General features: G+C 73.1%; 11 protein-coding genes and 1 pseudogene. 9 read left to right on the top strand and 3 right to left on the bottom strand.

From position 1 onward, the window contains the following. Positions 1-28: 28 nt before the first annotated feature. Both HG542_RS03340 and HG542_RS03345 read left to right on the top strand, forming a co-directional pair. Positions 29-640: pseudogene (locus HG542_RS03340) on the top strand (ATP-binding protein). A 170-nt stretch (positions 641-810) separates the two neighbouring features. After that, positions 811-1,782 (top strand): DUF5926 family protein, encoded by a 972-nt coding sequence (locus HG542_RS03345; protein ID WP_171078491.1) that lies wholly within the window; start codon positions 811-813, stop codon positions 1,780-1,782. Between the two features lie 417 nt (positions 1,783-2,199). On the opposite strand, the gene HG542_RS03350 is transcribed toward HG542_RS03345, so the two are convergent. Then, a complete protein-coding gene (locus HG542_RS03350; RefSeq protein WP_229922655.1) occupies positions 2,200-2,841 on the bottom strand; it encodes a hypothetical protein in 642 nt (213 codons plus the stop codon). Positions 2,842-3,174: 333 nt separating this feature from the next. Continuing rightward, on the bottom strand, positions 3,175-3,942 hold the full coding sequence (locus tag HG542_RS03355) for a bifunctional DNA primase/polymerase (protein ID WP_171078492.1): 768 nt from the start codon (positions 3,940-3,942) through the stop codon (positions 3,175-3,177). Between the two features lie 751 nt (positions 3,943-4,693). On the opposite strand from HG542_RS03355, the gene HG542_RS03360 reads away from it, so the two are divergent. The 3 genes from HG542_RS03360 (at position 4,694) to HG542_RS03370 (ending at position 9,180) form a co-directional block, all read left to right on the top strand. Beyond that, positions 4,694-6,139, top strand: a complete 1,446-nt coding sequence (locus HG542_RS03360; RefSeq protein ID WP_171078493.1) for a PP2C family protein-serine/threonine phosphatase — start codon at positions 4,694-4,696, stop codon at positions 6,137-6,139. 103 nt (positions 6,140-6,242) lie between these two features. Then, positions 6,243-7,700, top strand: coding sequence for an aminopeptidase P family protein (locus tag HG542_RS03365; RefSeq protein ID WP_229922654.1), 1,458 nt, complete (start codon positions 6,243-6,245; stop codon positions 7,698-7,700). Positions 7,701-7,983: 283 nt separating this feature from the next. Beyond that, a complete protein-coding gene (locus tag HG542_RS03370; protein ID WP_171078495.1) occupies positions 7,984-9,180 on the top strand; it encodes a Cmx/CmrA family chloramphenicol efflux MFS transporter in 1,197 nt (398 codons plus the stop codon). Here HG542_RS03370 and HG542_RS03375 read toward each other — a convergent pair. Next, the gene (locus tag HG542_RS03375) at positions 9,128-9,616 is read right to left on the bottom strand and encodes an ATP-binding protein (protein ID WP_171078496.1); all 489 of its coding nucleotides are present in this window, start codon (positions 9,614-9,616) and stop codon (positions 9,128-9,130) included. The two genes, HG542_RS03370 and HG542_RS03375, sit on opposite strands and share 53 nt — an antisense overlap. A 214-nt stretch (positions 9,617-9,830) precedes the next feature. Between HG542_RS03375 and HG542_RS03380 the strand changes: the two genes are divergently transcribed. The 4 genes from HG542_RS03380 to HG542_RS03395 all read left to right on the top strand — a co-directional run bounded on the left by HG542_RS03380 (position 9,831) and on the right by HG542_RS03395 (position 12,673). Beyond that, positions 9,831-10,658: a hypothetical protein gene (locus tag HG542_RS03380; RefSeq protein WP_171078497.1), complete on the top strand. Its 828-nt coding sequence runs from the start codon at positions 9,831-9,833 to the stop codon at positions 10,656-10,658. A 103-nt stretch (positions 10,659-10,761) separates the two neighbouring features. Then, positions 10,762-11,484, top strand: a complete 723-nt coding sequence (locus HG542_RS03385) for a YcnI family copper-binding membrane protein (RefSeq protein ID WP_171078498.1) — start codon at positions 10,762-10,764, stop codon at positions 11,482-11,484. 71 nt (positions 11,485-11,555) lie between these two features. Then, positions 11,556-12,206: an SCO family protein gene (locus HG542_RS03390; RefSeq protein ID WP_171078499.1), complete on the top strand. Its 651-nt coding sequence runs from the start codon at positions 11,556-11,558 to the stop codon at positions 12,204-12,206. After that, positions 12,206-12,673, top strand: a complete 468-nt coding sequence (locus HG542_RS03395) for a copper chaperone PCu(A)C (RefSeq protein WP_171078500.1) — start codon at positions 12,206-12,208, stop codon at positions 12,671-12,673. Before HG542_RS03390 ends, HG542_RS03395 begins: the two co-directional genes overlap by 1 nt. Positions 12,674-12,676: the final 3 nt, after the last annotated feature.

Genomic DNA, 12,676 nt, shown 5'->3' on the forward strand with positions numbered 1-12,676 from the left:
GCGTTCGCTCCGCAGTCGGCCCGCGCGAGTGCCCCTGCCCGTGCGCGATGGCCGGTTTCCGGTACAGGCCATTGGGGCATTCATCCCCTGACGTGGGGCAAAGGAGGTCTCGGGGGTGGCGTTGGTGGTGGCACAGGAGGTGCCCACGTCGTCGATCATGGCCGTACCCCATGGTCCTGCCGGTGTGGGAGAGGCAAGACACCGGATGCGCAAGGATCTGCGCAGCAGCGGGGTACCGGATCCGGTCATCGACGACGCCGTACTGATCCTTTCGGAGCTGCTCAGCAACGCGTACCGGCACGGACGCCCGCTGCCCCGGGAGAACGGCGCGGCAGGCGGCAGCGGCCCGGAGGACGGCGGCGGCATCCGCGCGGCCTGGCGGGTGGACGAGCGCGGCAGGCTCACGGTCGAGGTCACCGACGGCGGCGGACCCACCCGGCCTGTTCCGGCCACTCCATCGGTCACCGCCCGCGGCGGCCGCGGGCTGAACATCATCAGTGCCCTCTCCCAGGACTGGGGCGTGCGCGACGCCTCCGGCGAGGTCACGGTCTGGGCCGCACTCTCCGCGCGCGCCGGTTTCGCTACGCGCGTTGAGCCCGTCCCCGAACTCGCCTTCCCGGAACTCGACGGACTGCTCTGACGACGCGCGTGGCACGCCCCGAAGGGGCGCGAGGAACTGCGCGATCAGCCACAACGCACCCGCAGATCAACACGAACTCCCGGCGGAGCGCTTAGGCTCGCGCCCGTCAAGGCAGTCCGCCGCCCGGCCCGCCGCCAGGCGCACCGCACCGATCGGGAGACCCGCACACCATGGCCAAGAAGCGCCGCCCCCAGACCAAGGCCGCCGCACCCCGGGCGGGCAGCGACGCCCCGATTCCCGTGGTGGGCGCCCGCGAGCCCTGCCCCTGCGGTTCGGGCCGGCGGTACAAGGCCTGCCACGGCCGCGAGGCCGCGCACGCCGTGGCCGAGCTGGTGCAGCGCCCGTTCGAGGGGCTGCCGGGCGAGGCCGACTGGGTCGCCCTGCGCGAGCTGGTCCCCGCCGCCACGGTCGAACTCACCCTCAAGGACGGCCTGCCCGAGGGCGTCCCCTCGGTGACGCTCGCCACCGTGCTGCCGATGGCCTGGCCCGCGCTGCGCCGCGACAACGGCGCCGTGCTGCTCGGCCTGCAGAACGACACGGCCTCCGGCGACCTCAGCCGCGACCTCGCCGACACCCTGCGGCGCGCCCTGACCGCCGAGCCCGGCACGCCGGTGGCCGCCGGCCGCGCCGCCGCCGACGGGCCGCGGCTGCAGGATCTGCTGGACCCGCAGGGCGCGTTCGAGCCGGCGGTGCACACCGGCTTCGAGTTCTGGATCGAGAACGCGGAGAACGCCACCGGCGAGGTCGCCGCCTCCCTGGAGCGGGCCAACGCCGCCGCGATCCCCACCGTCCGGCTCGCCGGCCCGGATGCCGCGTACTGGTGCGAGACCCCGGAGAAGAACCACCTGCGCTGGGTGATGACGCACCCGGAGGAGCAGCTCCTGGACGCCCTGGCCCGGCTGCACGCCGCGGGCGCGACCTCGCTCGGCGAGGGCACCCGCCTGGTCGGTTCGTTCCGTGCGCACGGGCTGACCGTGCCGGTGTGGGACCTGCCGAGCGGGATGCGGGCGGAGGACGTGGAGAAGCCGGCCAAGGAGTTCGCGGAGCGGCTCGCCGGGGCGCTGGCGGACACCGCGCCGCTCTCGGCCGACGAGCGGCGGGCCCGCAGCGGCCTCACCAGCCGTCAGGTCACCCTGAACTGACCCGTGCGGGGGATCGGCCGGCCCCGATCCGGTGACGGCGGGGGCGAGAGCGCGGAGGGCCCCGTTCCGGGGCTTTCCGGGAGCCCGGGGGCGTGACTCCTGTCACAACTCCCGCTGTCGGCCCGGAAATCCGCGTCCGGAAATCCGCGATCGAATTTGCGAACCGCCGATCTCTTGTTACCGTTTGAGGAGCCCGGTCGCTGGTGCATCCCCCGTCGCCAGCGACCGGGCGCTTCCATGTCCGGACGCATCCGGAGAGCGCGCGGCATCCTCCGCGCCCCCGGCGCTCCCACAGCCGGCCCACAGCAGGCCGCAGCCCTTCCCCCGCAGCTCCCGAAGCACCTCGGCCCGGGCATCCGTGCGCCCCTGCCCCGGCCCGGCGCCTCCGCGCCCGGCCGGAGCGCTCTGGCGGACGGGCTACGGAAGGAGATCCGGACTGTCTGCCTCCGCCGCAGGAGAGTTGCTGCCGGACCGGAGCAACAGGTTCCCCTTGGCCGAGGCGATCTCCGCGACCGCTGCATACGAGCCATGTCCGCGCACGGACGCCGCATGTGGCGTCTCACACGCGCCCGGGTCGTCGGAGGCGGGCATGTCGCACGGCGCCTGGACCGTGCTGCCGTCGGGCGCCATGAGGGTCAGCACGCCCGAGAGCGGGCCGCCCGTGGCGTTCCGGTAGTACGTGCGCCCCCACGTCTCGTGGCTCTGCTCCAGGACGCAGGTCTGGGCCTCCAGGCCTGCGGGGGAGGAGAGTTCGGGCCCGCACTGGGCGATGTTGGCGTCCTGCGCGCCCGGCAGCGGGAGGGCCCGGCCGGCGGGCCGGGGGTCGGACGCCGCGGCGGACGCGCCGTCCCGCAGGGCACCGCCCCGGGCGCGGTCCGCCGGGACCTTGCCCGGCCCCGTCCGCTCCCGGCCCGCCGGGCCCGCGGGGCCGGCGCTCGCCGCGGCCAGCGGCAGCACGACGACGAGCGCCACCGCACCGGCCAGGGCGAGCATCCGGAGATTCGCTCCGCGCGGCCTGGACATTTCGGCCATACCGGCCGCACTGGACGCTCGCTCCATGAGGGATCACCTGCAATTCGCCGCGGAAGCCTGAACGCAGGACGGCTCGGCGGCACGCCCCTGCGGATGACCGGACCGACGGCGCCTGCTGCGCTGTGCGCGGCACCCGACACAGGCCCGGTCACCCGAACATAGCGGGCGGGAACGGGTCTTGATGACCCCACACGGCCGTTCCCGGGACATCTCGGGGTTGGTTACACCCGAACGAGTGAGAGCGCGGGCGTCTCCCGTCCGTACGCGCTCTCACCTGCCCTCCGAACCGGCCGCTCCGGGCCCGGGCCGCGTCAACGCCCTTGCCCCTCCGCACGATCGACGACGGGCGGCGGCGATGCCTCAGTGAGCGAGCCGGCTGCCGCCGCCGGACGTGCCGCTGTCCGCGCTCTTCTCCACCAGGACGTCCACGAGGGTGGCCACGTCCGGCAGCCAGGGCCGCGCGGAGGAGTCGAGCCGTCCGGTCCGCAGCATCCGCACCGAACCCGCCCGCGGCATACGCCCGTTACCGGCACCCGGCCCCGCCGTGCTGCCGTCCGGCCGCGGCGCCCGCTCCCAGCGCACCCGGCCGGCCCCCGTGGGCGACGGCGGCAGCACCACGTACCCGCCGTCGCCGTGGAAGCGCAGCGAGCCGGGCACCCAGTCCTGGCGGTGCAGCAGTTCGCCGAGCACCTCCAGCGAGTACGGGGCCACCAGCAGGGACCAGCGCGTGGGCGTCGCCACCACCGGGCCCAGCCGCACGCCCGCGCGGTCGAGGGCAGCCAGCGCCCGGGCCCCCGCCACCGCCGGCAGGCTCACCGCGCACGGCGCCCGCCCGCCCGTGGCGAGCACGACGGGGGCCTCGGGCCGGTTCGTCCACCACCAGCGCACCATCCGGGCGTCGGTGGTCGCGGCCAGCAGGCCGGGATCGAAGGGGTGGGCGCCGGGGACCGCGCAGTCGGGGTCCGGGCAGCCGCACTCCCGCACCCGGCCGATGCCCGGCTGCAGGCCCACTCCGGGGAGTACGGGCCACTGCCACTCCGTCGCGCAGGTCAGGGCCGCGGTGAGCACCGCGGACCGGCCGGCACGCCGGAGGGAGAGCTTGCGTCGCCTTCCGAGGATCTCGCGCATGAGCGCTCGTTCCTTTCCGTGAACGCCGAAGGACCGGTCCCGCCCGGCGGCGGGAACCGTCTCGCACTACATGGCACTTCCATGGCCGTCGCATGGACTGCACGGGACTGCTTGGAACACATGGCACTACGGGCACTGCATGGCGCGGTACTCAACGCGCCGTGGCCCCTTCGAGGCCGCTCACCACATGGATCACTGGTCTCTGCGCGTACAACGCAGCGCATCATGCCGCGGGCCGAGCGTGAAACGTGGCGGGGGGTGGCGCGCGTATGGCGCTTCGTGCTGCTCCGGTGCGCCCCTCGCCCACGGCATGGGTTCCCCCACGCCGCTCGGGGACGGGCGTGGCCGTTGACGGTAGAGACGCTCGGGCCCGCCGCCGGGTTCCGGGGCGGCCCCAACTGCCCCTGCCCTTCTCCGAGTACGTACCCACCGGGGTGGGTATGACGCGCTGTTCGAGCGAAGCCAGTCGATCGCAATTCCACGGCCACGACAGTATTTTCCGGCCAAAGTTCACGGCGTACCGAACCTCCCAGACACCACCAATCCCACTGGTCCAATGCTGGACATCCCCTTGCCCGGGCGTGTACATGTGGAGCACTGATAGCGCGCAACACGACAGGGGGTGTGCGGTGCTATTCACCAGAACGCGCAGACCAACAGCCTGGTCACCATGGTCCGCCGAAGCGCGGCGGACGGCGCGTCAGGGCCGCGGCGAGCGCTCCTCCGTGCGGCCCTCCCCGGGCAGCCGGCCATGAGCGCGCCCCACCTGCCGAAAGTGGCCGGAATCAATCCACCTGCCCCTGCTCCCCCGCACACTTCCGCCCCCGCCGGTCCCGCCGCCCCCGCGCCCCCGGACCCCCCGGAGCCCTCTCCCGCACCGCCCGCGCCGAACGCCGTCGTCCAGGACCGCCTCGCCGGCTGGATCTCCGACCTCACCACGCTCCAGGAGCTGATCGAGCGGCTGCTGCGCACCGCCACCCTCGACGCCGCCCTGCACGAACTGCTGCGCGCCGGGGCCCTGCTGCTCGGCGCCGGCCGCGGCCTGGTCACCCTGCAGCCGCCCGCGGGCACCGGCCGGTCCGTCACCGTCGGCCTGGGGCTGGGCCGCGCGGACCTCGGGCACATCGAGACGATTCCGCACGACGGCGGGTACGTACGGCTCCTCGACGACCTGCCGGCTGCAGGGAATCGTTCCGGCACGGCCCACCCCGACATCGCCGGCGAGGACGGCCTCGACCCCCGCCACCGCGAGGTCGCGGCCCGGCTGGGCTACGCCGCCAGTTACGCGGTGCCGCTGGAGCCCACGGTTCCGGGCCGGGCGCCCGGCCCCCGGCTCGGCGCGGCCGTCTGGCTCTACGACGAGCCCGCCGAACCCTCCGAGCGCCGGCGCCACCTGGCCGGCCTCTACTGCGGCTGCGCCGCCGAGCACCTCGCCCGGCTCGTCGAGCTGACCCACGCCCGCGAGGCCGTCGCCACCCTGCACGAGGAACTGCTGCCCAGCCGCCTCCCCCGGGTCCCCGGCATCCGCCTCGCCGTCCGCCACCGCACCGGCCCCGGGGGCGGCGGCGACTGGTACGACGCCCTGCCGCTGCCCGAGGGGGCACTGGGCATCGCCGTCGGCGGTATCTCCGGTTCCGGTCCGGGCGCCGTCGCCGCGATGGGCCGGCTGCGCGCCTCCCTGCGGGCGTACGCCGTCATGGAGGGCGAGGATCCGGTCGCGGTCCTCTCCGACCTCGAACTGCTGCTGCGGCTGACCGAGCCCTCCTGGGCCGCCACCGCGCTCTTCGCCTACTGCGAGCCCGCCGCGCGCAAGGTCGTCGTGGCCGGCGCCGGGCACTGCTCGCCGCTGATCATCGGCGACGGCCGGGCCGAGTACGTGGAGACCTCGCTCTCGGCGCCGCTGGGCATGCTCGCCTGCTGGGAGGCGCCCAGCGTGGAAATCGAACCGGCACCCGGAGAAACGCTCCTCTTCTACAGCGACGGTCTGCTGCACCGCACGGGCGACGCCATGGACCGCGCCTTCACCCGGCTGCAGCGGGCGGCCGCGAGCGTCCCCCGGGCCGCCCGTCACGACCCGGAGGCCATCGCGGACCACGTCCTGCGCGCCGTCCTGCCGGAGGGCGGCACGGCGGGTACCGGGGAGCGGGACCCCGAGCACGCCGAGGACATCGTCCTGCTCGTCGCCCACTTCGAGTGATCTCCGAACGGAAAATCCACACTGTCCGATGGAGCACAGTCCTCCTCGCCCGCTTTCCGCCACACATACGATGGAACGCGGCCCCGTTCGAGGAGGAAATGCAGTGACCGAGCAGCCCGCGCCCGAGAACCCCGAAGGTGACGAGCCGATCAAGCAGCGGAAGAACGGCCTCTACCCGGCCGTCTCCGACGAGCTTGCCGCCAACATGAAGTCCGGCTGGGCCGACACCGAACTGCGCGACCTGCAGCCCATAGCCCAGGCGGCGGAGACCGCGAAGCGCCGCGCCGAGCTCTCCGCGCGGTTCCCCGGTGAGCGCCTGGTGATCCCGGCGGGCAACCTGAGGACCCGCTCGAACGACACCGAGTACAGCTTCCGCGCCTCGACCGAGTATGTGTACCTCACAGGCGACCAGACCGAGGACGGTGTCCTGGTCCTGGAGCCGACGGCCGGCGAGGGCCACGAGGCGACGGTCTACCTGCTGCCCCGCTCCGACCGCGAGAACGGCGAGTTCTGGCTGGACGGCCAGGGCGAGCTCTGGGTCGGCCGCCGGCACAGCCTCGGCGAGGCCGAGCAGCTGCTCGGCATCCCCGCCCGCGACGTGCGCGAGCTCGCCGATGCGCTGCGCGAGGCCACCGGCCCCGTCCGCGTCGTCCGCGGCCACGACGCCGGTATCGAGGCGGCCCTCACCGACAAGGTCACCGCCGAGCGCGACGAGGAGCTGAGGGTCTTCGTCAGCGAGCAGCGCCTGGTCAAGGACGCCTTCGAGATAGCCGAGCTGCAGAAGGCGGTGGACTCCACGGTCCGCGGCTTCGAGGACGTCGTGAAGGTCCTCGACAAGGCCGAGGCGACCAGCGAGCGGTACATCGAAGGAACGTTCTTCCTCCGGGCCCGCGTCGAGGGCAACGACATAGGCTACGGCTCCATCTGCGCCGCCGGCCCGCACGCCACCACCCTGCACTGGGTGCGCAACGACGGCCCGGTCCGCTCCGGGGAGCTGCTGCTCCTGGACGCCGGTGTGGAGACCCGCACCCTCTACACCGCGGACGTCACCCGGACTCTGCCGATCAACGGCACCTACTCCGAGCTGCAGCGGAAGATCTACGACGCCGTGTACGAGGCCCAGGAGGCCGGCATCGCGGCCGTCCGCCCCGGCGCCAAGTACCGCGACTTCCACGACGCCGCCCAGCGCGTCCTCGCCGCGAAGCTGATCGAATGGGGCCTGCTCGAGGGCCCGGTCGACCGCGTCCTGGAACTCGGCCTGCAGCGCCGCTGGACCCTCCACGGCACCGGCCACATGCTCGGCCTGGACGTCCACGACTGCGCGGTCGCCCGCACCGAGACCTATGTCGACGGTGTCCTGGAGCCCGGTATGGTCCTCACCGTCGAGCCCGGCCTGTACTTCCAGGCCGACGACCTGACCGTGCCGGAGGAGTACCGCGGCATCGGGGTCCGCATCGAGGACGACATCCTCGTCACCGAGGACGGCAACCGGAACCTCTCCGCCGCGCTGCCGCGCACGTCCGCGGACGTCGAGGCGTGGATGGCGGGGCTCAAGGGCTGACCCGTCCGTTTCCCGGGAGCCGCGGTCCGCACGAGCGGGCCGCGGCTCCTGTGCGTCCAGGGGCACCGGGCCCGAAGTGCGCCGAAAATCGGTGGACTTGACGTGGCGGGAGTGCCTACCGTGCACCCATGTCCAGTCCCGAGTCGAACAGACGCTAGCCACCGGTTCCCGTTCTTCTTCCTCCGTGGCTCGTCTTCCGTGCGCCCGGCGCACGCCCGACTGGACGGTTCTCTTCCGCATGCGTTTTTTCGTGACGCGTTTTTCTGTGACGCGCTTTTTCGCGATGCCTTTTTTCGTGTACCTGCTCGGACTGGCGGTCTTCGCCCAGGGGATGTCCGAGTTCATGTTGTCCGGCCTCGTGGAGGACATCGCAGCCGACCTGGGTGTCTCCATCGGTACGGCCGGCACGCTGACCTCGGCATTCGCCGTGGGGATGATCATCGGCGCGCCGCTGATGGCCATGCTGAGCATGCACTGGCCCAGGCGCCGCGCCCTGTCGGCCTTCCTGATCGCCTTCCTCGTCGTGCACATCGCCGGTGCGCTGACCAGCAGCTTCGCGGTCCTGCTGGTCACCCGGGTCGTGGGAGCCCTGGCCAACGCCGGCTTCCTGGCCGTCGCCGTGGCGACCGCGGCCGCCGTGGCCGGGCCGGACGCCAAGGGCCGGGCCACTTCGGTCCTGCTCGGCGGGGTGACCCTCGCCTGCGTCGTGGGCGTGCCGGGTGGTGCGCTGCTCGGCCAGTTCTGGGGGTGGCGCTCGGCGTTCTGGGCGGTGGTCGTCCTGTCGGTGCCGGCCGTCTTCGCCGTGCTGCATTCGGTGCCGGACGACGCCCCCGCCGGCGCGGTGCCCGGCGCACGCCGGGAACTACGGGCGCTGCGCCGCCCGCGGCTGCTGGTGACGCTGCTCCTGGGCGCTCTCGTCAACGGCGCGACGTTCTGCAGCTTCACCTACCTCGCGCCGCTGTTCACCCATGTCACCGGCGTCGCGGACACGTGGGTGCCGGCCCTGCTCGCCCTCTTCGGTCTGGGGTCGTTCGCCGGTGTCACGGCCGGCGGCCGGCTGGCCGACACGCGGGCTGCGCAGGTCCTGGTGGCCGGAGGTGCGGCCCTGCTCGTCGGCTGGGTCGTCTTCGCGCTGACGGCCGGGAACCCGGTGGCCGCTTCCGTCCTCGTCTTCGTCCAGGGCGCATTGTCGTTCGGCGTCGGCTCCACGCTCGTCACGCAGGCGCTCTACGCGGCCGGTGAAGCGCCCACCCTGGCCGGCGGGTTCGCCACGGCCGCCCTCAACGTGGGCGCCGCGGCCGGCCCGTCCATCGGCGCCCTCGCTCTCGACGGCGGCCTCGGCCACCGCTCGCCCCTGTGGGTCAGCGCCCTGCTGGTGGGGCTCGCGGCCGTCGTGGCGGGGGTGTGGCGCAGGACGTCCGCCGTGCTCAGGACGCGCGCAGCAGGGCGGCCGCCGGCGGACCGCCCTCTCTCCATTTGAGGATCTTGTCGAAGCTGACGACCGCCCCCTGGCGCCCGGGGCGGTTGCGGACACGGACGTGATCGGTGAGGGAGGCGATCAGAAAAAGACCCCGGCCGTGTTCGTCCTGGACGGACACCGGGGTCTGCGGGCGGGGGTGGCACGCCGGATGAGGGCGGGCCGTGGAGCGGGGGCCTCCGCCGGTGAAGCCGGGGCCCGAGTCGGTGACCTCGATGCGGCACGTGTCCCCGTCGATCAGGGCGGTGACGCGATAGCCGGGTGAGGAGTCACCGCCGTGTTCGACGGCGTTGGCACAGGCCTCGCTGAGCGCCACAGCGAGGTCGTAGGACGTATCGGGATCGACTCCGGCCGTCTCCATGGCACCGATCAGCAGGCGCCTGGCGAGCGGAACGCTCGCAGCCTCGCGCCGCAAGTGGAGTGACCACCAAATGCTCATGCTCAGCCTCCTGGCTGCGGCTCGACATACCGATACGTATAGCCGGGACAGGCCTCTCGTAAGCCTGCCGGGCGTGTGAGTCCGCTCATTCGGCCGATGCGCGGAGGCGGTCCTGCGGTGTATGGCTCCGGTGAGGAGGATCCGGACAGCCGCGGTGGAAATCCGGACACCCGCCGTGGGTGGGGGGCGGTCGCGGTGGGATGATGGCGCAGCCATGCCTCACCCCGTCGCGCGCGCCGGCGCGGATCTGCGACTGATACGGGCCGCGGTGTTCACCGCGGTCTGTGTTCTGCTGTCCGCGGGCGGGCACGTGCTGGCCTCCTGCGCGGGCGTGCCGCTGTGGACGCTGGGCGCGGGCGGCGCGGCCGTCTTCGCGGTGGCCGTGCTGCTGGCCGGCCGGGAGCGCTCGCTGCCGGGGATAGCAGCGTTGCTGGCCGTGGGCCAGCTCGCGCTGCACACGCTGTTCGGGCTCGGGCAGCAGGGCGCCGAGGAGGTCCGGCAGCAGGCCGGCTCCGACGGACGGCTGATCGACTTCGCGGCGCAGCTGGTGTGCAACCAGCCGCACCGGATGACCGCCGCCCAGGCGCGGCAGGTCATCTCCGACGCCGGGTTCGACCCCGCGGCCCATGTGCCGGGGGCGGCGCCGATGGACGGGATGTCCATGGGGACCCCGGGCGGCTCCGGCGCGTCCGGCCCCTGCGAGCTCCTCGCGCACGTCCTTCCCGCCTCCCTCCCGATGCTGCTCGGCCACGTCGTCGCGGCCGTGGTGCTGGGCTGGGTGCTGCGTCGCGGCGAGGCCGCGCTGTGGCGGGCGCTGGAGCTGTCGGCCCAGGGGGCGCAGGGTGTCGCGGAGGCGGCGCTCATACGGTCGTTGCGCGCCGCCTTGGCGCTCGTACGGTCGCTGGTGCACCCGGCCGCCGGGGCCCGTGAGGTGCCGTCCGTCCGGCACGCGCGCGAGGACGACGAGCGTCCGGCCCGCGAGCCGGAGCTCCAGCACTTCGTGATCAGGCGGGGACCGCCGCGCTTCGCCCTCGCGGCCTGACGACGCGGCGCACTCCGGCACTTACGACGGGAGGGCGTCCGCGCTGCTGCCGCACGCGCGCCGAACACCTCTCTCGTCCCTCCTGCCTGTGGAGTGTCATCCCATGAACCCAACCTCTGCCGTGTCCCGGTTCCGCCGCCGTCTCCCCCTCGCCGCCGGTGTCGCCGCGGGCGGCGTGCTGCTGCTCGCCTCCCCCGCCTTCGCGCACGTGAGCGTGCAGCCGGGCACGGCCGAGAAGGGCGGCTACGGCACCATCGCCCTCAAGGTGCCGAACGAGAAGGACAACGCCTCGACGGTCAAGCTGGAGCTCACGCTCGACCCGCAGCACCCGCTGACCTCGGTGATGCCGCAGCCCGTGCCGGGCTGGGACATCAAGGTCGAGAAGTCGAAGCTCGACAAGCCGGTGCAGATGCACGGCGAGACCGTCAACGAGGCCGTCACCAAGATCACTTGGTCCGGCGGCAAGATCGACCCGGGCCAGTTCCAGCAGTTCCCGCTGTCGGTCGGGCCGCTGCCCAAGGACGCCGACCAGCTGACCTTCAAGGCGCTCCAGACCTACTCCGACGACGACGTCGTGCGCTGGATCGACGCCTCGAAGCCGGGCGGCCAGGAGCCGGAGCACCCGGCCCCGGTGCTCAAGCTCGTCGACAAGGCGGGCGCCAGGACCGACGACAAGCCCGCGGCCGCTGCCCCCGCCGAGAAGTCCGGCTCCGGTTCGGACACCACCGCCCGTGCCCTCGGCGGCGCCGGCATAGCCCTCGGCGCGGCCGGTGTCGCCTACGGCGTGTTCGCCGGCCGTCGCCGCAGGACCGCCGACGCCTCCTGACCCGCACAGCCGTCCGCCTCACGCCGGGCGGGCCCGCCGCGGGCCCGCCCGGCCGACCCCGGGAAGAACACATGCGCACCAAGCTCCTGGGCGCGGCCCTGGCCATGGCCGCCGCGCTCACCCTGACCGCCTGCGGCGGTTCCTCCGGCAGCGGCGACAAGCCCGCCGCCGACGTCTCCGCCGAGCCCAAGAAGGCGGCGATCACGCTCGACACCCCGAAGGACAAGCCGGACCTCGTCCTGACCGACACGTCGGACAAGAAGTACGAGCTCGCCAAGGAGACCAAGGGCCGTCCGGTCCTGCTCTACTTCGGCTACACCTACTGCCCGGACGTCTGCTCGACGGTCGTCTCCGACATAGCGGCCGCGACGAAGAAGCTGTCCAAGGAGGACCAGGAGAAGCTCCAGGTCGTCTTCGTCACCACCGACCCCGAGCGCGACACCCCCAAGCGCATGCGCGAGTGGCTCGACGCACAGGGCGGTCAGAACATCGTCGGCCTGACCGGTGACTTCGACACCATCCAGGCCGCCGCCAAGCCGCTCGGCATCCTGGTGGAGAAGCCGAAGAAGGAGAAGGACGGCTCGGTGACCGTCTCCCACGGCGCCGAGGTCGTCGGCTTCTCGCCGAAGGACGACGCGGCCCACTGGATCTACACCTCGTCCACCACCGCCGACCAGTACGCCCAGGATCTCCCGAAGATCGTCAAGGGGGAGAACCCGTGATGCGCAGGACCACCGTCGCCACCGCCGCCGCCCTTCCGCTGCTGCTCGCCGGAGGGCTCCTCGCGGTCACCGGCTGCGATGCGGAGAAGAAGTCGCAGAAGGCCGAACTGTCCGTGAGCGGCGCCTATATGCCGCAGCCCGCCATGGACGACATGGCGGCCGCGTACTTCACCGTCAAGAACGACGGCGGCAAGGCCGACACCCTCACCAAGGTGACCAGCCCGCTCTCGCAGGACGTCACCCTGCACACCACCGAGGGCGAGCAGATGAAGCACGCCGAGCAGCTGGAGGTGCCCGCGAAGGGCGAGCTCGCGCTGTCGCGCGGCGGTACGCATCTGATGCTCGGCAAGCTGGCGCACAAGCCGAAGGAAGGCGAGAAGATCGAATTCACGCTGCACTTCGCCACGTCGGCATCCATCAAGGTCCAGGTGCCCGTCGAATCCGCCACCTACCGCCCCAAGAGCTGACGT

It is taken from the genome of Streptomyces morookaense (genome assembly GCF_013030945.1).
Taxonomy (GTDB): Bacteria; Actinomycetota; Actinomycetes; order Streptomycetales; family Streptomycetaceae; genus Streptomyces; species Streptomyces morookaensis.

What these genes read in the sequence shown, in the direction of transcription:
- HG542_RS03350 (WP_229922655.1), bottom strand. Translation starts at nt 2,841, where the DNA reads ATGGAGCGAGCGTCCAGTGCGGCCGGTATGGCCGAAATGTCCAGGCCG.
- HG542_RS03380 (WP_171078497.1), top strand. Translation starts at nt 9,831, where the DNA reads ATGCCTCACCCCGTCGCGCGCGCCGGCGCGGATCTGCGACTGATACGG.
- HG542_RS03395 (WP_171078500.1), top strand. Translation starts at nt 12,206, where the DNA reads ATGCGCAGGACCACCGTCGCCACCGCCGCCGCCCTTCCGCTGCTGCTC.
- HG542_RS03370 (WP_171078495.1), top strand. Translation starts at nt 7,984, where the DNA reads ATGCCTTTTTTCGTGTACCTGCTCGGACTGGCGGTCTTCGCCCAGGGG.
- HG542_RS03390 (WP_171078499.1), top strand. Translation starts at nt 11,556, where the DNA reads ATGCGCACCAAGCTCCTGGGCGCGGCCCTGGCCATGGCCGCCGCGCTC.
- HG542_RS03345 (WP_171078491.1), top strand. Translation starts at nt 811, where the DNA reads ATGGCCAAGAAGCGCCGCCCCCAGACCAAGGCCGCCGCACCCCGGGCG.
- HG542_RS03355 (WP_171078492.1), bottom strand. Translation starts at nt 3,942, where the DNA reads ATGCGCGAGATCCTCGGAAGGCGACGCAAGCTCTCCCTCCGGCGTGCC.
- HG542_RS03375 (WP_171078496.1), bottom strand. Translation starts at nt 9,616, where the DNA reads ATGAGCATTTGGTGGTCACTCCACTTGCGGCGCGAGGCTGCGAGCGTT.
- HG542_RS03385 (WP_171078498.1), top strand. Translation starts at nt 10,762, where the DNA reads ATGAACCCAACCTCTGCCGTGTCCCGGTTCCGCCGCCGTCTCCCCCTC.
- HG542_RS03360 (WP_171078493.1), top strand. Translation starts at nt 4,694, where the DNA reads ATGAGCGCGCCCCACCTGCCGAAAGTGGCCGGAATCAATCCACCTGCC.